Genomic DNA, 21,439 nt, shown 5'->3' on the forward strand with positions numbered 1-21,439 from the left:
CGTTGCGGGCCTCGCCGTGTGGCGGTGGCCGCTATCGTGTCGTCGGTCTCGGCTTTCGGCTCAGGTCAGCTCGTGCGGGAAATAGCGGATCACGCAGTCGATGGGGTTGGGCGCGGCCTGGCCCAGCCCGCAGATCGACGCATCGCGCATCACCGCCGACAGGTCGCCCAGCGCCTCCAGATCCCATGCCGGTGTCCCGATCAGGTCCAGCGCCTTGGCGGTGCCCACGCGGCACGGCGTGCATTGGCCGCAGGACTCGTGCTTGAAGAAATGCATCAGGTTGCGCGCCACGTCCACCGCCCGGTCGTGATCGGACAGCACCACCACCGCGGCCGAGCCGATAAAGCAGCCATGCGGCTGCAGCGTGTCGAAGTCCAGCGGGATGTCCCCCATCGCGGCGGGCAGGATGCCGCCGGACGCGCCGCCCGGCAGGTAGCCATAGAAGCGGTGCCCATCCAGCATGCCTCCGCAGTATTCGTCGATCAGTTCGGTCACGGTGATGCCGGCGGGAGCCAGATGCACCCCCGGTCGTTTGACGCGGCCCGACACCGAGAACGAGCGCAGCCCCTTGCGGCCGTGCCGGCCCTCGGAGGCGAACCAGTCCGCGCCACGCTCCAGGATGTCGCGCACCCAGTAGAGCGTCTCGAAGTTGTGCTCCAGCGTGGGCCGCCCGAACAGGCCGACCTGCGCCACATAGGGCGGGCGCAGCCGCGGCATGCCGCGCTTGCCTTCGATCGATTCGATCATCGCGGACTCTTCGCCGCAGATATAGGCCCCGGCGCCGCGCCGCAGATGGATCGGCGGCATGTCCGCCAGCGGCGGATCGGCGCGCAGCGCCGCGATGGCTTCGGTCAGCACCGCCCGGCAGCCCGCGTACTCGTCGCGCAGATAGATGTAGATGGCCTCGACCCCAACCACGCCCGCCGCGATCAGCATGCCTTCGAGGAAGCGATGCGGATCGCGCTCCAGATAGACGCGGTCCTTGAACGTGCCGGGCTCGCCTTCGTCGATATTGATCGCCATCAGGCGCGGCGCCGCCTCGGCCCGCACGATGCGCCATTTGCGCCCCGTGGGGAAGCCCGCGCCACCCAAGCCGCGCAGCCCGGAATGCTCCATCGTGGCGATCACGGCCTCGGTATCCATCTGCCCGCTGGCGATGGATTGCAACAGCCGGTAGCCGCCCTGCTCGCGATACGCGCCGAGGCCGATATAAGGCTCCGGCTCGTGGCGCACCGCACCGGCCTGCGCGGTTTCCGCAATCCGTTCGGCGCTGGCGCGATCGACCGGGTTCTGCCCCACCAGCGCCGCCGGCGCGCGTTCGCAGCGGCCGATGCAGGGTGCCGCGACCACTCGCACGTCGGCGCCGAGCACGTCCGGTAACCGGGCCAGCAGCGCTTGCGCGCCCGCCAGTTCGCAGGCAATGCCTTCGCACACGCGCACGGTCAACGACGGCGGCGGCGCGATGCCACCGTCGGCGTCCTCGCGGACCACATCGAAATGGTGATAGAAGGTCGCGACCTCGTAGACCTCGGCCTGCGCCATGCGCATCTCGTTGGCCAGCGCTGCGAGATGCGGCATGGCCAGCTGCCCGTAATGGTCATTGATCTTGTGCAGATGCTCGATCAGCAGATCGCGCCGGCGCGGCGCGTCGCCGAGCAGCGCGCGCACCTCGGCCAGCGCGGCGGGGTCGACCTGCCTGCCCTTGGGCTGCCGCCGCTTGCGGGCCTTGCCGATGCTCTCGACCGCGATGGGAATGACGACCTGGTTCATGGCAGTGTCGATGTCTCTCGGTATCGTTGTAGTGGTCCAGGCATTCGGTCCGGCTCGTTTCCCGTTCGCTGCCTGGCTTCCATGGGTATCCCGATCATAGCGCGATCGTCTGCCGCTTCGACCGTTTGGAGCGCTCTCTGCTATACAGTATGTGATATATCAAGCGAGTCAAGGCGGATTTAGCCTGAGGGTCCGCCTGTGGTGGGTACTGCGGGACAACAGGCAGGGCCCGGAAGTCTCCTTCCTGCACGCCCGGTCGTTGCCCGCGCCGGGTTCAGCCCGGCGCAACCGACTCAGCTCAACAGTTCTGGCTGGAGGCGCACAAGCTGCGCGGGCACCTCGGCCGGACGCTCGACATACTCGAGCCGCTTCATCGCATCCCAGATCGCCGCCGCATTGGGCTTGAGCGACCTGCTCTTGCGCCGCACCAGCATGACGGTGGAAACCACCTGCGGCCGCAACGGCCGGCACACCACGCCGGCATGCACGCCGCCCTCGCGCGAGCGCGCCGGCACGATGCCAACGCCCTGCCCCATCCGCACCATGCCGAACACCGCGGAGAAATGCCCGAGCAACTGCAGCGAATCGACGCGCACGTGATAGTTGGCCAGGGCGCGCTCGACCGTGGGCCGCACGCCGCAGTTCTGGTCCAGCGTCAGCACGCGCGCATCGTTCAGGTCGCCCCAGGCGATGGACTCGCCGGCGGCCAGCGGATGGCCGGCGGGCAGCACCGCGTGATAGGGGTCCTGGCACAGCGGCTCGCAATACAGCTCCTCGCACGACGACGGATCGATGGCCAGCCCGAAGTCCACCTCGCCGCTGCGCACGCAGTGCAGCACCGCGTCCTGCGCCTTGTCGCGCAGCGCGACACCGATGGCGGGCCACGCTTCGCGGCAACCGGCCAGCCATGCCGGCAGCGACATCGACGACAACACCGGATCGGTGGCGATATGCACCACGCCCTGGCAAGGCCGCGCGCCGCCGTGGCTGTCGCGCAGGGTCTGCTCGACTTCCTCGATCAGATGGCAGATGCGTTGCGACAGATGCTCGCCCGCGTCCGTGAGTTCCACCTGGCGCGTGGTGCGATCGAACAGACGCTGGTCGATTTCTTCCTCGAGCTCGCGCACGCTGCGGCTGATGGCCGATTGGGTCAGGCCGAGTTCCACGGCCGCCTTGGTAAAGCTCTTTTGCCGCGCGACGGCGGCAAACGCTTTCAATTGGGGAAGCGAGACATTCATGGCCGGGTCCTCCCGCGTTGCACGCGCGGCAGGGCCGGGGCAGTGCCCTCACCAGTTCCGGCCTGTGGCGTGCGTTGGCAAACGAACGTCCCACGGCCATTGCAGGGCGCAATGGCCGGCGCGATACGGTGCGTCATAGCTTGTCTCCTGTCTGCTCGCGACCGTGGGGATCGCGGCGCAAGTCTTCTACGGCGCCAGTGAAATCCGGCGTCCATGGCTTCCGGCTTGCTGCGGTATTGCCGTTTCCCTTGCGCGTCGCGATAGCGGCATCGACACGCTCGCCGTCATTGCGGCAGGAATCGGTGGATTGATGCTAGAGCAAAATAGGATCACCGAAGCATAAATCTTTCTACTACTATCATTGACGATTCCATATACATGGGGAGACGCCGGATATGAAGAACGCCACGCTGCGTCAGCTCAAGGTCTTCGAAACGGTCGCTCGCCATCTGAGTTTTTCCCGCGCCGCGGAAGAACTGCATCTGACCCAGCCCGCGGTCTCCACGCAGGTACGGCAGCTCGAACATCATGTGGGATTGCCGCTGTTCGAGCAGCTCGGCAAGAAGATCTACCTGACGCCGGCCGGCGTGGAAATGCTGCACTACAGCCGCAGCATCATCCAGCAATTCCGCGAAGCCGAAGACGCCATGGCGCAATTGCGTGGTATCTCCGGCGGGCGCCTCAATGTCGCCGTCATCAGCGCCGGCGACTACTTTTTTCCGCGCCTGCTAGCCGAATTCATTTCCCGCCACGACGATGTCGCATTGAATCTGGCGGTGCACAACCGGGAGGAATTGCTGCACCAGCTCGCGGGCAACATGACGGATCTCGCCGTCATGGTCCGGCCGCCCGAAGGCATGGACACCATCAACGAATCGTTCGCGCCCCACCCTTACGTGATCGTCGCCGCGCCGGACCATCCGCTCGTCGGCAAACGGCGCATTCCGCTCGCGGCCCTGGCCGACGAACCATTCATCGTGCGCGAGAAAGGATCCGACACCTGGAATTCGATGCAGGAGGGCTTCGCCGGGCGGCTCACCAACCTGCGCGTCGCGATGGAGATCAAAAGCACGGAGACGATCAAGCAGGCTGTCATTGCCAACATGGGCATCGCCTTTCTGTCGGCCCACACGGTGGCACTGGAACTGCGGACAGGCCATCTCGCCGTGCTCGATATCGAAGGCTTTCCGGTGATGCTCAACTGGTATGTCGTCCACCGGAAGAACAAGCGCTTGCCCCCCGTCGCGCTCGCCTTCAAGCATTTCCTGATGGAGGACGGCGCCACGCTGATCGAGCGGATCACGGGCGTCGATACCCTGCTCCATCCGCGCGCCTCCGACCCTCCAGCTTTCGCGCATGTATAGGGAATGGCTTATGGTCAGCTGTTGTAACTTTAATTATCGTTAATTCATGGTCGACTCTATGCTGCTTTCAAGTTCCACCGAAGCAGAACAGCAAGGAGTCCGCCATGAACGACGTCCAGACCTACGCCGCGGCCACCCCGGCACGCGCGCCAGTACATGTCCCGACCGACATCCAGCTTGCCGCCTATAACGCCGCCTTCAGCGAACTGGAATTGTCGTTCCGCTGGGACCGGGCGATGTACGAATGGCTGTGCGGCATCGATTGCGAGCGCACCCGCGTGGCGCGCTACATCGAGGAATACCATCCGCATTTGTTGACGGCCTATGACGCGGACTTTCTCAGCCAGCTGATTTTCGACAAGAAGAACGACTATCTGCGCAGCGTGGGTCGCACGCCCGGCTAGGCCGCGCCACTCTCCCACCCGGCATCCGCCGGCGTCGCCCCTTGGGGAGACGCCGGCTTTTTTGCGTTGGGCCCGGCGCCCGAACCGGGCGCTAAGCGTAAACACCAGTCTTGCCGCGTTCCATCCTGTCAGATAGGATGTCCAACATCCTATCAGTTGACCTGATGGCTACAAGAACAGACTGGAGACAACCGTGGCACAAGGCCCGCTTTCCCGCTTTACCGTCCTGGACCTGACGCGCGTGCGTTCGGGGCCCGCGGCGGTGCGTCAGTTCGCCGACTGGGGCGCGACCGTCATCAAGATCGAAGAGCCGGGGCTCGCCCCCGATGACAAGCCCGGGGGCTCCGCGCAGATCCCCGACTACCAGAACACCCACCGCAACAAGCAGAGCATCACGCTCAACCTGAAGCACCCCGAAGGCAAGGCGCTGTTCCTGGACCTGGTGCGCAAGGCCGACGTGGTGGTCGAGAACTACCGTCCCAGCGTGAAGTTCAAGCTGGGCATCGACTACGAATCGCTGCGCAAGATCAACCCGCGCATCGTCTATGGCAGCGTGTCCGGCTTCGGCCAGGACGGCCCCTATGTCGATCGGCCGGGGCTGGACCAGATCGCCCAGGGCATCGGCGGCATGATGTCGGTGACAGGCGAGCCCGGTCGCGGCCCGATGCGGGCGGGCATTCCCGTGGCGGACCTGTCCGCGGGCCTGTTCTGCGCCATCGGCCTGCTGGTCGCGCTGCTCGAGCGCGAGTCGTCGGGCGAAGGCCAATGGGTGCAGACGTCGCTGCTGCAATCGCAGCTGTGGATGATGGACTTCCAGGCCATGCGCTGGCTGATGAACGGCGAAGTGCCGGGACAGAGCGGGAACGACCACCCGACCAGCGCACCCACCGGCGTGTATCCGACCAAGGATGGATACATGAACATCGCCGCGATGGGCAACGGCATCTTCGCGCGGCTGTGCAAGGTGCTCGAGATCGAGCCGCTGATCGAGGACGAGCGCTTTCGCAGCGTGCCGCTGCGCGCGAAGAACCGTCCCGCGCTGAACGAGGCCATCGCGGAGCGCACGCGCACCCGCACCACCGAAGAATGGATTTCCCTGATGAATCAGGAGGGCGTGCCGTGCGGGCCCATCCTCGGCATGGACGAAGTCTTCGAGGATCCGCAGGTCAGGCACCTGCGCATGAGCGCGCCCGTGGACCATCCCCGGCTCGGCAAGATCTCGGTGGTGGGCCAGCCCGTTGTCATGAGCCGCACACCGTTCGGCCAGCCGACGCCGGCACCCGAGACCGGGGAACACAATCGCACGGTGTACGAGACGATGCTGGGCCTGGACCCGGCGCGCATCGAGGCGCTCGCCCGGGAAGGCGTGATCTGAGGGACGCTAACATAGCCGCCGTGTATGGCCTGCCGGCGAGGCAAGCCACCATCCATGACGGAGCTCCCATGAAGGATCACCCAGCCACGGCGCCGCGCGACTTCACGCGCCTGAGCCGCCCCGACAACCTGCCCGACGATATCGCGCACCAGATCCGCGAGCGCATCCTGAACGGCACGCTGGCGATGGGCCAGCGCCTGCCCACCGAGCACGAGATGGCCTCGGCGTTCGATGTCAGCCGCAATGTCGTGCGCGAAGCGATCGCCCGGCTCAAGCTGGCCGGCTACGTGGAAACGCGGCGCGGTACGGGCTCGTTCGTCGCGCAGGACATCGGCAACCGTAACTTCGAGATCGTCAAGGGCGAGCTGCTGCAGGGCGATGCGCTGGAGCACGTGTACCAGCTGCGCGTCGAGATCGAGTCGGGGGCGGCGGCGCTGGCGGCGCAGTTTCGCACCGAGGCCCAACTGGACACGCTGCGCCTCGCGCTGGCAAAGGTGGACAGCGCGGGGAATGACCTGGAGCAAGGCGTCGATACCGCGCTGGACTTTCACCTGGCCGTGAGCTCGGCCACCAACAACCCCTATTTCATCCGGCTGATGGCGCATCTGAGCCGGGTCATCCACGACGCGGTGCGCACGCTGCGCACCACGTCGACCGGCACCGCGCGCATCTCGGAGATCGAGCAGGAGCATCACGCGATCTTCGACGCCATCGCGGCGAAAAACCCCGAGGCCGCGCGCCAGGCCATGCGCCGCCACCTGGTCAACGGCATGGAACGCCATCTGGCACTACGTTCAGGAACATGAGCATGGATACGACACGCATTCTGGAAGGGGAGATCACCGACGCCCTGTTGGTCGAGAAGCGCGGCAACGCGGGGTGGATCACGTTCAACGATCCGCAGCGGCACAACGCCGTGTCGTTCGACATGTGGGCGGCGGTGCCCAAGGCCCTCTCTGCCTTCGCCGAAGACGACGACGTGCGCGTGGTCGTACTGACCGGCGCGGGCGAACGCGCCTTCGTCAGCGGCGCCAACATCTCGCAGTTCGACAAGCTGCGTTCCGGCGAAGATGCCGTGACGGCCTACGAACAGGTTGCGGAAGCCGCCCAGCTCGCGCTATACGACTACGCCAAGCCCACCATCGCCCGCATCCGCGGCTATTGCATCGGCGGCGGCCTCAATATCGCCCTGTGCTGCGACATGCGGATCGCCTCGGACGACAGCACCTTCGCCATTCCCGCCGGACGGCTCGGCCTGGGCTACCGCCTGACCGCCATCCGCAACCTCGTCGGCGCCGTCGGCGCCGCCAAGGCCCTCGAAATCTTCCTGACCGCCGCGCGCTATTCCGCCGCGCAAGCGCAGGCGCTCGGTCTGGTCAACGCGGTGGTGGACGCCGTGGACCTGGACGCCACCGTGCAGACCCGCGTCAACCAGATCGCCGCCAATGCCCCGCTCACGCTGCAGGCCGGCAAGCGCATGATCCGCCAGCTGCAACAACTCGGCCCCGAGGTCGACGTCGAAGCGATGAAAGCGCTCGTGATGCAGTGCTTCGCCAGCGACGACTACCGCGAAGGCAAGCTCGCCTTCGCCGAGAAGCGACAGCCCGTGTTCAAGGGCCGCTGAAGCGGCCGCCAGCATAGAGAGAACGACGGGGCCGGCCAGACGCGACGCAGATCGCGCTGACCGGGCCCGACAACAAGCATGGCGATACCGCCCCGCACCAGCGGGATGGACGCCGCCGCAATACAACAGGAGACACACCATGAAGACGCCTTCGACACCGCTGGCGGTGGCCGCCGCATGCGCTTTTTCCGCGGTTGCAGCCCTGACCGTCGCGAGCCCCGCATACGCGCAGTATCCGCAGCAGCCGGTCAAGATCGTCGTCGGCTACGCCGCCGGCGGCACCACCGACATCCTGGCCCGCTCGCTCGCCGAACAGCTCGCGGCCGAGCTCAAGCAATCGGTCATCGTCGAGAACAAGCCCGGCGCGGCCGGCAATGCCGCGGCGGCGTTCGTCCAGCAATCGGCCCCCGACGGCTACACCCTCTTCATGGCCACGGTGTCCAGCCACGGCATCAACCCCGCGCTGTACAAGAAGACCCTCGGCTATGAGCCCGTCACCGGCTTCGAGCCCGTCAGCATGGTCGCCTCGATCCCGCTGGTGCTGATCACCAACCCCAAGCTGCCCGCCAAATCCGTGCCGGAACTCGTGGCGCTGGCCAAGCAGAAGCCCGGCGAACTGAACTACGCCTCGAGCGGCAACGGCTCCCCGGTGCATCTTGCGGGCGCGATGTTCGGCCAGAACGCCCAACTGGAGCTCGTCCACGTGCCCTACCGCGGCGGCGCGCTGGCCAACACCTCCGTGATGGCCGGCGAGACGCAGCTGAGCTTCGCCACGCTGCCCGCCGCCCTGCCGCAGGTCAAGGCGGGCCGGCTGCGCGCGATGGCGGTCACCACCAAGGACCGCTCGGCGCAGCTGCCGGATGTACCAGCAATGCGAGAATTGCCCGGGTTCAAGGGTTTCGAGATCAATACGTGGAATGCCCTGCTGGTGCCGAAGGGCACGCCGCAGCCGGTCATCGATACTTTGAACAAGGCGGTTGGCAAGGTGCTGAGCTCCCCAAAGCTGGCGCAGCGCTTCAATCAGGAAGGGGCGACGCCGGTGGGCAGCAGCCCGAAGGAGCTGGCGCGGTTTGTCGATGCGGAGTTGAACAAGTGGGCGGGGGCGGTGCAGCAGTTGAATATCAAGATTGATTGAAAGATACCGCTTGGGTTAGCGCCCACCCGGGCGCCTGACGACCCCCTCCCGGTCGCTTCCGGGCCCTTCCAGTGCGTGATGCCGATGCGTCACACCAGCGTAACGAGATGTTCCTACGCTTGCGCATCACAACTGGAAGCCAGCATGTTCAAAAGATATAGCCTGCACCATTGCAGCCGGATCGGCGCCATCGCCGTTATGCTGCTCGCCCTGGGCGGATGTGGCAGCGATTCGGACGATCCGGCCGCCCCGCTGCCCGGGGTTTCGGACCCCACTCCCACTCCCGCGCCCGCCCCGCTGCCCCCTGCCAGCGACAAGACGCTGCGCATCGGCGTGCTGCCCGACACGCAGGGCAGCGCTTCCGGCGTCGCGGAGCACCCGATGCGCGCCGCCCTGGACAAGCTTGCGCAGGAAGGCGCCACCATCGTGCTGATGGCCGGCGACCTCACCGAGAATGGCACCGCGGCCGAGTACGCGCAATGGCGCGCCATCGCCAGCCGTTACACCGACCGCATGGTCTTGCTTCCCATCATGGGCAACCATGACAACAAGGGTATCGACCAGGACTATTTCGACACCGTCAGCGAGCTGATCCCCGCCGACGCGAAGCACATGCCCGGCTCGAAGTTCAAGAACTATGCGTTGGTGCGCGAGAATGTGCTGTTCATCAACATCTCGTACGACTGGCTGCCTTTCGCCTACGAGTTTGTCGAGAAGCAGATCCGCGAACACCGCGGTCAGGTGGAGCACATCATCCTGATGACGCACAACTCGCTGGTCGGCAATCGCTACGGCATGCTGCGAGAGAAGATCCTCGAAGGCTATCTGTCCGAGCCGTCGGACGCGGCCTTCCGTGACGTCTACGACAAGTTCCGGGCGCTTTTCGCCGAGAACGACGTGATCTATATCGCGGGCCACGAACATATGTATTCGCGCAGCCAGATCCGCGACGCGACGCAGCGCCCGTTCACGCAGATCGTTGCCGGCAGCGCCGCCTACAAGGGCTACGAGAACCGGTATGGGGAAAACGAACAGGTACAGAACACCCTCATGGTGAAAGTGGCCGGCGACGTGTCCGGATCGATCGACACCAACGTGTCGCTGTTCACCGTGCAGGGCGCCGCCATCGACTACCAGGCGTTCTACGCACCCCACACGGTGTACGCCAACACCGACGGCCCGAAGGAACTGGCCGCGCCGGCCTGGCGCCTGTTCGACCGCTTCACGCGGACCGCCACGCGCTGCGACAAGATCGTCTATCCCGCCAGCCTGCCCGCCGGGATCCAGAGCAACAACGTCTACGACGCCAGCTATCGCACCAGCGCCTGCGCCTCGCCCGCCGGCCAGAAGGCCCGCATCCTGGACGGCCGCAACGACGTCTTCAACCGCTATGACACGCGCACGCGCACCATGGCCGTCGAACCGGGCGTAACGTACGCCAGTACCAACCGGGAACTGGAATCGCTGATGTACCGCTACATGTTCGTCCGCGATGAAAGCTGGCGCCGTAACCTGAACAACAGCCAGCGCGCGCGGGTCATCAACGAAGGCACGGCGAGCGAAGCCGTCGAGATCCGCGAAACCACCATCGACCTGTCCAAGCTGGTGTCGCTATCCTGGAAAGCGAAGACAGGCGAAACGCTGTCCGACGTCCTGGTGATCTCGGGTATCAATGGCCAGACCGGCATGTACACGGATCCCTATGGCCGCCTCAAGGACATCACCGCGGAAACGGGGCTGGCCGGCAGCTATGGCGATGGCTCGGAACTGGGCAAGGCGCCCGTCACGCTGCCCGCGGGCACTACCCGCGACTGGGAACTCAAGCCGGGCCAGACCGGACATGCCTACGTGCTGGAGTTCACGCTGCCAAGCGATGCCGCCGGCGAGCGCGTCGCACTGGCTCGCTGGGATGGCAAAGCGTGGCGGGCACTGACCGACGCGGGTTGCATCAGCAAGCAGCCCTATCACCCTGACTACCTGAGCAAGTCCCTGCCGGCCGATGTCGGAGGCGCCTGCGCCAGCGTCACGCTCGTCGGTCTGGATGCAGCACGCCGCGTGTTCTGGGCCCGGCTGCACGAGGACGGGCAGTTCGCGGTCATTGCTACGAGCTCGGCGACCCCATAGCGGACGGGCGGCAACGGCGGGCCTGTCTCGCCGGCCCGCCTGCCGGGCGTCGTATCACTGTCCGCGTCGCGAATGGCGCGGACAGTGATACGACGCCTTCCGACCCTTCTGCGTCGTTCAGCGATTTCCTGCCAGTGGCCGGAAGCTGCGTTGACATAGCCACCGGCGCTACGCCAGAAAGCGATCAATCTGCGCAGCAAAGTCATCCGCCTCCTGGAACAGGAAGGCATGGCCAGCATCGGGATATAGGACCAGTTTGGCGTCACACGCCTGCTGTGACAGCACGAACGAGCGGTACGCAGGCAGGATGACGTCGCGCGCGCCGTTGGCGACGAGCATTGGCAGGCGCAGTTCGCTCGCGCGATGTAGCACGCCCTGCCATGACGAGATCGCCTTGATCTGCGCCATAAACGCCTCGGCCGTGACGACAGGCCCGCGGCCCGGTTGTTCGGCAATGCGAGTCAGCGAGGTGCGGCCCGCAGCAACGGCGGATTCGGTCTCGGGATAAAACAGAAACAGAAAGTCGTCGATGTCGTTGGCCGGGCGCGTCATCACCTGCGGCACTTTCGGATGAGGTTGCTGGCCGTCGGTGATCGTCCCGGGGCTCGAGCCCGCCACGATCAGACGCCGCACCAGATGCGGCGCGTCCAGTGCCAGCTGCTGAGCCACGACCCCGCCGAGCGACCAGCCCAGCAGGTCCACTGCCTGATAACCCAATGCGTCGATCACTGACGCAGCCACCGCGGCCATGCCGGTGATGGTGTCCGGCACGACGCCCTCGGATCGTCCGATGCCGGCACTGTCGAACCAGATCACCCGTCGGTCGACGCTCAACTCCTTGATGAAGGCGGGGTCCCAGTCATCCATCGTTCCGCGAAAGCGCTGCAGCAGCAGGAGCGGAATGCCGCCGTCGGGGCCCGCTTCGCGTGCGGCAAGGCGGCCATGGGGTGTCTCGATGTCAAAGGTCCGTGCCATGATCATTGTCCTCGATGGGCAACTTGCAAAGCGTATGGCCGAACGTTGGCCACTGGATGACATAAACGCGGCGCTTTCGGTCGTTGCTGCGCGGCCTTCGGGTTGTCCTAAAAGGATGTGTTTACGTCAGGACGCCGGAGGGCGTCCTCCCTATGCTTCCGTGTGCCGTCAAGGCACACCGCGCAATCACCAACAGGGATAGACATGTCATCACCACTCGGATCCGCTCTCGTCACCGGTTCGTCCTCCGGCATCGGCGCCGTTTACGCCGATCGCCTCGCGGCCCGAGGCTACGACCTCATTCTGGTTGCACGCAACGAGCAGCGCCTGCGCGAGCGTGCCGACAAGCTCGCGAGCACGCACGGGGTGCAAGTGGACGTGCTTGCCGCGGATCTGACCGATGCCGCCGACCTGCGACGGGTGGAAGCCAGGCTCGCCGAAGACGATCGCATTACCATGCTCGTCAACAACGCCGGTTTCGGCGGGGCAGGCACGCTTGCACAATCGCCGGTCGATGACATGGAGCGCATGATCGACGTGAACGTCACGGCCGTCATGCGCCTGTCGTATGCGGTGGCGCCGGCGTTCGTCGCGCGCAAGGCTGGCACGATCATCAATATCGCGTCGATCGTCGCGGTGGCCCCCGAGATCCTCAATGGCGTCTACGGTGGTTCCAAGGCATTCGTGCTGGCGTTCAGCCGTTCGCTGAAGAAGGAACTGAGCGATAGCGGCGTCACGGTTCAGGTGGTACTGCCCGGCGCGACCGGCACGGAGTTCTGGGACATCGCCGGTCTGCCGTCCTCGAATCTGCCGGAGAGCTGGGTGATGACGCCCGAAACGCTGGTCGATGCCGCGCTGAGCGATCTCGACGCCGGTCTGTTCGCCTCGATCCCATCGTTGCAGGATGACAGGCAATGGCAGGCATGGGAGACCGCGCGCGAAGCGATGTCGAACCATCTGTCATCGCGCACGGCCGGGCCGCGCTATGCCGCGCGCGCCGGCAACAAGAACTGAACCAAAGCAGCAGGCACGTCCCGACATGAACAAAATCATCGCACCCCTGGTTACGGTCGTCTCGGCCGCAACATTCGCCCTCATCGCTCAACAACCGGCACAGGCAAGCGAGGCGCTGGCGCAGCAATTCGCCTGCGTCGGTTGCCATCAGGCCAATGCGCGTCTGGTCGGTCCGTCGTGGAAAGAGATCGCCACCAAGTACAAAGGCAACAGCAAGGCCGCGCAGCAACTTGCGGCGAGCATCAAGGCCGGAGGCAGCGGCAAATGGGGCGCGGTACCCATGCCGCCGCAGCCGCAGGTGCCCGACGCCGACGTGAATGCGCTAGCGCAGTGGATTCTTTCGCAAAAATAAGGAGGCGTCGATGACCACGCTGAACGTCAACGGCAAGACAGTAGATGTCGATGCCGATCCTTCCACGCCGCTGCTGTGGGCCTTGCGCGATAACCTCGGCATGACCGGCACCAAGTTCGGTTGCGGCATGGCCGCATGCGGCGCGTGCACGGTCCATATCAACGGCACCGCGACGCGCAGCTGCGTGATGCCGATCTCGTCGGTGGCGCAGGTACGCGTCAATACGATCGAAAGCATGGGCGACGACAAGGTCGGCCGCGCCGTGCTCGACGCATGGATCCGGCACGACGTGGCGCAATGCGGCTACTGCCAGAACGGACAGGTGATGAGCGCCGTAAGCCTGCTGCGCACCAAACCGAAGCCGACCGATACCGATATCGATCAGGCCATGGCGGGCAACATCTGCCGCTGTGGCACCTATCAACGCATTCGCGCGGCGATCAAAGATGCCGCGCGCGCCATTGCCTGAGGAGCGCCAGCATGCGTGGATTGGAATCTCTGGCAGGCGGTCGCGGCGCAGGCGTGTCGCACGACACCATCGTACCGATGTCGCGTCGCGGCTTTCTCAAGCTCACGGGCATGGCTGGCGGTGGACTGGCACTGGGTCTGGCGGGCGGGACCGATCTCGCCCAGGCGGAGGGCGGCGCCAAGTCGAACCCCCCGTCGCCACCGCAGGCGTTCGTGATCATTGCCCCCGATAACACCGTGACCATCGCCGTCAATCGGCTCGAGTTCGGTCAGGGCGTGCATACCGCGCTGCCGATGGTGCTGGCCGATGAACTCGATGTGGACTGGAAGAACGTCCGGTCGATACTGGCGCCTGCGGGCGACGCGTATCGCGACCCCGGCTTCGGCATTCAGATGACCGGTGGCTCCACCGCGCTGATGCATTCGTTTACGCAGTATCGCGAACTGGGAGCGCGCGCCCGCGCGATGCTGGTGACGGCGGCCGCCAGACAATGGAACGTGGACCCGGCGAGCTGTTCGGCCATGCAGGGCGTCGTCACCTCGGGCTCGCATCGCGCTACCTATGGTGAACTCGCCAACGCCGCGATGGCGTTGCCGGTGCCACAAGACGTGGTGTTGAAGGACCCGTCCCAGTTTCGCCTGATCGGCAAGCCCATGCCGCGTCTGGATGCCGCATCGAAGCTGCGCGGCGATCCGGTGTTCGGCATCGATACGCGTCTTGACGGCATGGTCGTGGCCGTGGTGGCGCATCCGCCGCGCTTTGGTGGCAAGGTGAAGTCGTTCAACGCGGACAAGACGCGCGCGATCAAGGGCGTGATCGAGGTGATGCAGGTTCCCGTCGATCGCGGTGGCTCCGGTGTGGCGGTGGTCGCCACCGGATACTGGCCTGCGAAGCAGGGCCGTGACGCGTTGCAGATCGAATGGGAGGATGCGGGCTCGAAGGTCAGCACGCAGGCGCTGTACGAGGAGTATTCGACGCTGGCCATGCAGCCAGGACTCGTGGCGCTTCCGTTCGAGAACGGCGCCATGCAGCAGGCGCTCTCCGGTGCGGCGCGCGTAATCGATGCCGAGTATCGGCTGCCCTATCTTGCCCACGCGCCGATGGAGCCGCTCAACTGCACCATGCAGGCCGAGATCAGCGGCAACAGGGCGACCAGCGTCAAGGTGTGGGTCGGCTCGCAGTTCCAGACCGTCGATCAGGAGGCCATTGCGCGTACGCTGTCGCTGCCGGTCGAGAAGGTCACGCTGAACACGATGATGGCGGGCGGTGGCTTCGGCCGGCGTGCCGTGCCGACGTCGGACTATCTGGTCGAGTCGGCCGGTGTGTTCCGCGCATGGGTCGCCAAGGGCCGTACCGAACCGCTCAAGGTGATGTGGAGCCGCGAGGACGATATCAAGGGTGGCTACTATCGCCCGTTGCACGTCCACCGTGCGCGCATCGGGCTCGATGCGAAGGGGCAGGTTGTGGGCTGGCAGCATGCGATCGTTGGCCAGTCGATCGTCATGGGCACGCCATTCGAGGCGGTGCTGGTGAAGAACGGCGTGGATGCGACCATGACCGAAGGCATCGTCGAGAACGAATATGCGTTGCCGATGCAGGTAACCGCGCATCATCCGAAAGTCGACGTGGCCGTGTTGTGGTGGCGTTCGGTCGGCAATACGCATACGGGCTTCGTCAAGGAGACCCTGATCGACGAGATGGCCACCGCCGCGAAGCAGGATCCGGTGGCATGGCGCATGGCGCGCCTCGATGCCAAGCGTCATGCGCGGCATCGCGCCGCGCTCCAGCTCGCCACGAAGCAGGCCGGCTATGGCAAGCGCAAGTTGCCGAAGGGGCAGGCGTGGGGCGTGGCGGTGCATGAGTCGTTCGGTACCGTCGTAGCCTATGTGGTCGAGGTGTCCGTGGTGAAGGGGGAAGCGCGCGTGCATCGCGTCACGGCCGGCGTGCATTGCAATCGCGTGGTGAATCCGCTCACCGCCGAGGCGCAGGTGCAGGGCGCATGCATCTTCGGGCTGTCGATGATTCGACCCGGCTTCGCGATCGAGATGGAGAACGGTGTGGTTCGCAACAGCAACTTCCCGGACTATCCGCCGCCGCGCATGCCCGATGCCCCGCGTATCGATGTGTTCTTCGTGCCGTCGGAGGATGCGCCCGCAGGTCTGGGCGAGCCCGGTGTGCCGCCGATCGCCCCTGCGGTCGCTAACGCCTTGTTCCGGCTTACCGGTAAGCGCCAGCGGCAGTTGCCGTTTGTGCTCTGATCGGGTGGTGTGGTGGGCATCGTGAAACAAAACGTGGTGCCCATCGCACAACTCCTGTCCACCAGATCTTACCGCCGAGGGCCTCGACGAGCCATTGAGAGATGGACAGGCCCATGCCCATGCCGCGCGTGGATCCACGCCTTGATGCCGGACCAATCCTCGATGAGGATCGGCATCGGCGCATAGCGAACACCCCGTCAAGCGTCGATATACGGGGATCGCAGGTCAACTTGGTCGGCGGTGTCGTTGCGGCGCAGGCTGCTGGGCGAAGCGCCGTACGCGCGCACGAAGGCCCGGCGCATGCGATCGCGATCGGCGAAGCCGGTGTCGCGCGCGACGGTATCCATCGGATGACGACCGGTCTCGAGCATGGCGCGCGCGGCTTCCAGTCGCAGCATTTCGACGGCCTTGGCGGGCGACTGGCCGGTCTCTTCGCGGAACACGCGGCTGAACTGACGTGGCGACAGCCGCGCGGCGTCGGCGAGTTCTTCCACGGTCAGGGCATTGCGCAGATTTTCCTTGGCGTAGATCAGCGCGCGTTTGACGCGATCGCTGCGCGGCTCGAGTTCCAGCAGCGCCGAGAACTGCGATTGCCCGCCCGGTCGGCGGTAGTAGACCACCAGCCGTCGGGCGACATTGCGCGCCAGCACGGCGCCGTGGTCATTCTCGATGAGGGCCAGCGCGAGGTCCATCGCCGCGGACATGCCGGCCGAGGTCCAGATATTGCCGTCCTGCACGAAGATCCGGTCTTCGTCGACGCGCACCTGAGGATAGGTTTCCTGCAAGCGTCGCGCGTGCAGCCAATGGGTCGTCGCGGTGCGACCGTCCAGCACGCCCGCTTCGGCGAGTACGAACGCACCGGTGCAAATGCCAGCGACGCGGCGCGCCTCGCCGGCCGCTCTGCCGATATATGACTTCAGGCCGGGATCGAGCGGCCCGGGCGCGCGAATTCCGGCGACCATCAGCGTGTCAGGCATCGTGTCCAGCGCGGTCGTCACGATTCCGAGGCCGATCGTCGAATGGACGAGCCCTCCGTATTGGGAGAGGATCGTCATGCGGTAACCCTCTTCTCCGAGCTCCGCATTGGCCAGCTCGAACGCGGATAGCGCCGAGAGACCGATGACCTGGAATCCGTTCTCCAGTATCAAGCCAATTTGCCGCATCACTTCTTTCTCTCTACGTCAGCGTCTCGATGTCCATTCCCCGAGACCAACAGCAAATCTATTCGCGACGCATAAACCGAGTCAACTAATCGGGACGTATCGTTCATCACATCCCGACAAGATGTCCGGAAAGTCGGCGAATACGTCTGGCTGGCGATTGACGGCAGGCGCTGTGGCAAACGGCCATTGCGTGAGGATCAACACGAGATTCACATCGCAGTCCCCGGAAATGGAAGCGTATTCCCCGATCCCGTTCAGGGCCGCCCCTGGCTAAAACCGCCAACGCACCCCAACCGTGCCCGTGTGGTCCCGATTGCCGCCACCAAGCTGCCCCGTATATCGCAGCCCGAGCGTCGCCGTTCGAGAAATTGCGATATCGGCGCGCAGCTCCGCCAGGGCCGCGTTGCGGGCGATGGGCGCGCCGGTGACGGTGAATGGCTGGCTGCCATCGAACGCCAGCGTGGTGGATGGATTGACGTCGCCAAACGCATGGCGCCAGCCAGCCCCGGCGTAGAACGCCACGTCGGTGTCGCCAAGCTGGATGCGCGTGCTGCTACGCAGGCCCAGGGTCGTGGTGGTCAGCGTGTTGCGGTCGCCGGGGCTGTGCAGGGCCGCCGAGCCGCCAGTCTCCGCGAAGCTGCGCGTGCGCGTATCGCTCCATGCCACGCCGGCGTAGGGCTCGAGCTGCGTTGCCGCCGAGACCGGCATGGCGAAACTTGCCTCGGTGAAGACCTGCGCCGTGCTCGCGTGGTAGTTCGCGCTCAGTGATTGCGCCATGCCGCTGCCCAGGCTGGCCTGGCGGTCAGTGTCGGCGTCGTGCCAGCTGTAGGCGGTGCCGAACAGCCATTTGAGCTTGCCACCCCCAAATGCGAAGGCCCGGCCGCCATACAGCGTGGCGCTGTAGGAGTCGGTAATGGCGCGCGACGATCGGTCGTCGACGCGCAGCGTGCTGTTGGCGTAGCCGAATGCGCCGCCAATGCGCCAGCCGTTCCCCACCGCGCCGTCGCCGCCGAGGTAGAAGCCGCCGGCCTGCTGCCGCACGCGCGCCGCGTTGCCGTCGCCGTCGAAAGTCTGCCAGTTGCCTAGCACTTCGACCCAGAGCGGCTGGGCGGCCGACACCGGCAGTGCGGCCGCGGGCAGCGGGCCGTTGAGCTGGGCGATCGGCGCGCCGGGCAACAGGCCCGCGGACAGGTTGTCCCGCAGGTGGGTCAGCGGCACGGCACGTGCGCCGCCCGCCAACGTCATCAGTCCGTTCGTCACGCTGGCATGCGCCTCGCCGGACAGGCTGTTGAAGACCGCTGGCGGCGCACCCGCCGGCAGCGTCACGATGGCTTCATGGAGCGCGTTGCTGTCGGGCAGCGACTCCAGCGCGTTGGCCACTGCGCGCTGGTTGTTCGTCACGGCCGCATCCGCAAACCGGATCGGTCGCACCACACCGCCTCCCGTGCCACCGTTGCCTTCACCGTCCCCGCCGCCAGTGCCCGGATCGGCCGGGCTCACCGGGTCGACCACCTGCTTGCGCTGCAGGGCCAGCGTGACTTCATTGGCGCCGTAGGTCAGGGTCGGATCGAGAAACGCGTAGTTAGAACTCACCGAGGCGAAGCGGCCCTGCATCGCGCCCGCAGTGAGAATGCTGTAGCGGCGCGTTGATGCGAAATTGCCCTCCGGCCCCACATGGAGCACCGCGCCACCCAGTGTGGCGGTGCCGGTGACCAACACGCGGTCGCTGGCGCTGGAGTCCGGGTCGGCCTCGACCAGATAGGTCGAGCCGGCGTCGAGCCGCAGGTCGCCGTTCACGGTCAGCGTGCCGATGGAATTGCCCGGCGCCAACGTGCCGCCCGCGGCGATCACGGTGCTGCCCACACTCCCGTTGCCGGCCAGCGTCGCGCCGCTGTAGATGTCCACGGCGCCGGCCACGCTGCCGTTGACGACCAGCGTGCCGCCGTTCACCTGCGTGGCGCCGGTATAGGTGTTGGTCCCAGCGAGCGTCAGCGTGCCGGCACCGATCTTGACCAGCCCACCACCGGTGCCGCCGCCCGGGCCACCGTCCTCGATCATGCCGCTGACGGTCGTGCTGCTGTTGTCGCTGCCCACGGTCAATTGATTGCGGCCCAGCAGGAAGCGCCCGGCCCCGGCAATGGAAGCGGCCGTCAGCCGGTTGTTGAACGCGGGGCCGTTCGTGCCCGAGAAATCGACCGTGCCGCCCGCATTGGCAACCAGCACGGCATTGCCCGGCGTGCTCCAGCCCCGGAATTCGGTGAGGCTGCCACTATGGGTGGTGACATGGCTGTTCCCGCCACTGCTGCCGTCCTGAAACGACATGATCCCGCCGCTGTTGACGATGGTGGCATCGGCGGCCGTACTGCTGCCCAGCAGGTAGGTATAGCCGCCGTAGTTGGTCACCTGAGCATTGCCGAGCGTGCCGGCGTCATACAACTCGATGTAGCCGCCGCGGTTCTCGATCTGCCGCCCTCCCAGGTCGAATCCGCCTTTCATCTGCAGCGTCGCGCTGCCGTCAGCGCTGATCGGGCCGCTGCTGCCCAGCGCGCCGGGCACGTTGGCGACCAGTATGCCGCCGTTGACGTGGGTGCCGCCGGCGAAGGTGTTCACGCCGTTTACTTCCATCGTTCCCGCCCCGGTCTTCGTCAAGCTGCCCGGGCCGTCGATGACGCCGTTGTGCGCAAATACGCCGCTTGTCACTTCAAAGGTGCCGCCGCCGGTGCCCAGCGTGGTCGCGCGTCCAGTGGACAGTGTCGCGCCGGTTCGCAGCGTGCCGCCATCGAGGCCGAGCGTGCCGCCCGCCGCCCCGAGGCCGGCGTCCGTGGAAATCGCCAGCGTGCCGCCATGGATCTGCCAGCTGGTGGTCGCGGAGGTGGTTCCTGTCAGCGTCCATACCGACCCGCCGATCTTCTCGAAATGCTCGAAACCGCGGTAGGTGCCTCCCACGTCGAAGCGGCTCACGAGGAACCCGTCGAGGCCGTCGTCCCCCGCCAGCACGAATGTGTCGCTCGTGCCGTAGGCATCGATGGGGCCCACGCTGCTGCCCCGCCAGTGTTCGAAACGGTTGGTACCACCCGTAAACCGGACGGCCGCAACGTCGGCGCCCCCCGAATAGATAATCCCTTTGTTGACGATGGTCAGGTTGCTGCCGACCACGCCGGTGCCGCCGCTGCCGGCGGTGCCATTGGCGACGGTGGACGCGTCCGCATTCACCCCCCCAGCCCCGCCGACGCCGCCCTGGCCGCCGCGGACAATGCCTTCGTTGATCAGCGTCGAGCCGTTGGCCAGTTCCATGCCATTGCCGCCCTTACCGCCATTGCCGCCCCTGCTCCCGTAGTAGTAGACGCCGAAGTCTCCACCGCGGCCACCCGCGCCGCCGTTGCCTCCGAACACCAGCGCTCCGCTGCCAACATGCACGGTGGTCGCGCTACCCACCGACATGCCGACGCCACCGTCACCGCCCGCGCCGGCGCCCACGGTATCCGCAATGTCTTTCGATCCCCCTCCGTTCCCGCCATTGCCCCCCAAGCCGCCGAACACACTGACGCCTGCCACCGCAATGGCCCCCCCGCCGCCGTGGATCAGGCCGTACCCGCCCCCTCCGCCCCCACCGCCGCCGCCCATATAGTCGTTCGGCAAACCTGTCGGAGCCAAGCCGCCATCGCCCCCCTTGCCGCCAAAGCCGCCTTGCACGTAAGTTGAAATAGTGACCGGCGCGGTGCCCAATACCACGCCATCCGCGCCGCCCCCGCCCCCGCCGCCGCCGGAGCTCTGGAAAAAGTTGTCATCGAAGACGCCGTTGCTGCCGTTGCCTCCATGTCCACCGGGCCCGACGCCCGCGGTGCCCCCTCCGGGAACGGGCATGGGTTGGCCGTCGATGACCCCGCCTCTGCCCCCCGCCGCCCCGCGTGCCCCGCCACCGCCGCCCGTGCCGTCGCCATAGGGCACCGGATTTCCATCCATGCCGGCCATGCCTGGGAAGACGCCGCCGATACCACCGGGCAAATAGAAGTCGAAGCCCCCACCGCCGCCGTTGCCGCCAGCGGCCTGCGCCAGCGGCGTGGCTACGGAGATCATGAGGATGGAAACGGCGCGAGCAATGGCGCGCAGGCCCGGCTGCCCGCCGGCGGTGACCCTGGAGTGTTTTTTCATGCGTTATCTTGCCGGCTTGGCC

At 66.1% G+C, this 21,439-nt stretch carries 16 protein-coding genes; 11 read left to right on the forward strand and 5 right to left on the reverse strand.

Translation table 11 applies throughout. The features are described from left to right. Positions 1 to 60: 60 nt before the first annotated feature. Together LDO27_RS05160 and LDO27_RS05165 are read right to left on the reverse strand one after the other, a co-directional pair. On the reverse strand, positions 61 to 1,770 hold the full coding sequence (locus tag LDO27_RS05160; protein WP_224040110.1) for an NADH-ubiquinone oxidoreductase-F iron-sulfur binding region domain-containing protein: 1,710 nt from the start codon (positions 1,768 to 1,770) through the stop codon (positions 61 to 63). 293 nt (positions 1,771 to 2,063) lie between these two features. Then, positions 2,064 to 3,008, reverse strand: coding sequence for a LysR family transcriptional regulator (locus LDO27_RS05165; protein ID WP_224040112.1), 945 nt, complete (start codon positions 3,006 to 3,008; stop codon positions 2,064 to 2,066). Positions 3,009 to 3,403: 395 nt separating this feature from the next. Here LDO27_RS05165 and LDO27_RS05170 point away from each other — a divergent pair, with 395 nt between their 5' ends. The 7 genes from LDO27_RS05170 (at position 3,404) to LDO27_RS05200 (ending at position 11,034) form a co-directional block, all read left to right on the forward strand. Then, on the forward strand, positions 3,404 to 4,372 hold the full coding sequence (locus LDO27_RS05170) for a LysR family transcriptional regulator (RefSeq protein ID WP_224040114.1): 969 nt from the start codon (positions 3,404 to 3,406) through the stop codon (positions 4,370 to 4,372). Positions 4,373 to 4,476: 104 nt separating this feature from the next. Continuing rightward, positions 4,477 to 4,776: an HAD family hydrolase gene (locus tag LDO27_RS05175; protein WP_222204980.1), complete on the forward strand. Its 300-nt coding sequence runs from the start codon at positions 4,477 to 4,479 to the stop codon at positions 4,774 to 4,776. 193 nt (positions 4,777 to 4,969) lie between these two features. Then, complete coding sequence (locus LDO27_RS05180; protein ID WP_224040116.1) at positions 4,970 to 6,151, forward strand: CaiB/BaiF CoA transferase family protein; 1,182 nt, start codon at positions 4,970 to 4,972, stop codon at positions 6,149 to 6,151. Between the two features lie 68 nt (positions 6,152 to 6,219). Continuing rightward, a complete protein-coding gene (locus LDO27_RS05185) occupies positions 6,220 to 6,957 on the forward strand; it encodes a FadR/GntR family transcriptional regulator (protein WP_222204975.1) in 738 nt (245 codons plus the stop codon). A 2-nt stretch (positions 6,958 to 6,959) separates the two neighbouring features. Then, positions 6,960 to 7,775, forward strand: a complete 816-nt coding sequence (locus LDO27_RS05190; protein WP_222204973.1) for an enoyl-CoA hydratase — start codon at positions 6,960 to 6,962, stop codon at positions 7,773 to 7,775. 139 nt (positions 7,776 to 7,914) lie between these two features. After that, a complete protein-coding gene (locus LDO27_RS05195) occupies positions 7,915 to 8,910 on the forward strand; it encodes a Bug family tripartite tricarboxylate transporter substrate binding protein (protein WP_224040118.1) in 996 nt (331 codons plus the stop codon). A 144-nt stretch (positions 8,911 to 9,054) separates the two neighbouring features. Next, complete coding sequence (locus LDO27_RS05200) at positions 9,055 to 11,034, forward strand: metallophosphoesterase family protein (RefSeq protein WP_224040120.1); 1,980 nt, start codon at positions 9,055 to 9,057, stop codon at positions 11,032 to 11,034. Positions 11,035 to 11,202: 168 nt separating this feature from the next. Here the strand turns inward: LDO27_RS05200 and LDO27_RS05205 are convergent, their stop codons facing one another. Further along, positions 11,203 to 12,009 carry an alpha/beta fold hydrolase gene (locus LDO27_RS05205; protein WP_224040123.1) on the reverse strand — a complete coding sequence of 269 codons (807 nt, stop codon included), beginning with the start codon at positions 12,007 to 12,009 and terminating at the stop codon, positions 11,203 to 11,205. 204 nt (positions 12,010 to 12,213) lie between these two features. Here LDO27_RS05205 and LDO27_RS05210 point away from each other — a divergent pair, with 204 nt between their 5' ends. From LDO27_RS05210 to LDO27_RS05225, 4 genes are read left to right on the forward strand one after another with little or no spacing between them, the layout of a single operon-like run. Beyond that, a complete protein-coding gene (locus LDO27_RS05210) occupies positions 12,214 to 13,023 on the forward strand; it encodes an SDR family NAD(P)-dependent oxidoreductase (RefSeq protein ID WP_224040124.1) in 810 nt (269 codons plus the stop codon). Between the two features lie 25 nt (positions 13,024 to 13,048). Then, complete coding sequence (locus LDO27_RS05215) at positions 13,049 to 13,375, forward strand: c-type cytochrome (RefSeq protein ID WP_224040126.1); 327 nt, start codon at positions 13,049 to 13,051, stop codon at positions 13,373 to 13,375. 10 nt (positions 13,376 to 13,385) lie between these two features. Further along, positions 13,386 to 13,844 (forward strand): (2Fe-2S)-binding protein, encoded by a 459-nt coding sequence (locus LDO27_RS05220; protein ID WP_224040128.1) that lies wholly within the window; start codon positions 13,386 to 13,388, stop codon positions 13,842 to 13,844. Between the two features lie 11 nt (positions 13,845 to 13,855). After that, positions 13,856 to 16,102: a xanthine dehydrogenase family protein molybdopterin-binding subunit gene (locus LDO27_RS05225; RefSeq protein WP_224040827.1), complete on the forward strand. Its 2,247-nt coding sequence runs from the start codon at positions 13,856 to 13,858 to the stop codon at positions 16,100 to 16,102. 197 nt (positions 16,103 to 16,299) lie between these two features. Here the strand turns inward: LDO27_RS05225 and LDO27_RS05230 are convergent, their stop codons facing one another. Together LDO27_RS05230 and LDO27_RS05235 are read right to left on the reverse strand one after the other, a co-directional pair. Continuing rightward, the gene (locus LDO27_RS05230; protein WP_224040129.1) at positions 16,300 to 17,265 is read right to left on the reverse strand and encodes a GlxA family transcriptional regulator; all 966 of its coding nucleotides are present in this window, start codon (positions 17,263 to 17,265) and stop codon (positions 16,300 to 16,302) included. Positions 17,266 to 17,535: 270 nt separating this feature from the next. Continuing rightward, complete coding sequence (locus LDO27_RS05235) at positions 17,536 to 21,417, reverse strand: autotransporter family protein (RefSeq protein WP_224040130.1); 3,882 nt, start codon at positions 21,415 to 21,417, stop codon at positions 17,536 to 17,538. Positions 21,418 to 21,439 lie beyond the last annotated feature (22 nt).

Origin of the sequence: Cupriavidus respiraculi (assembly GCF_914271545.1) — a bacterium.
Classification (GTDB): domain Bacteria; phylum Pseudomonadota; class Gammaproteobacteria; order Burkholderiales; family Burkholderiaceae; genus Cupriavidus; species Cupriavidus respiraculi.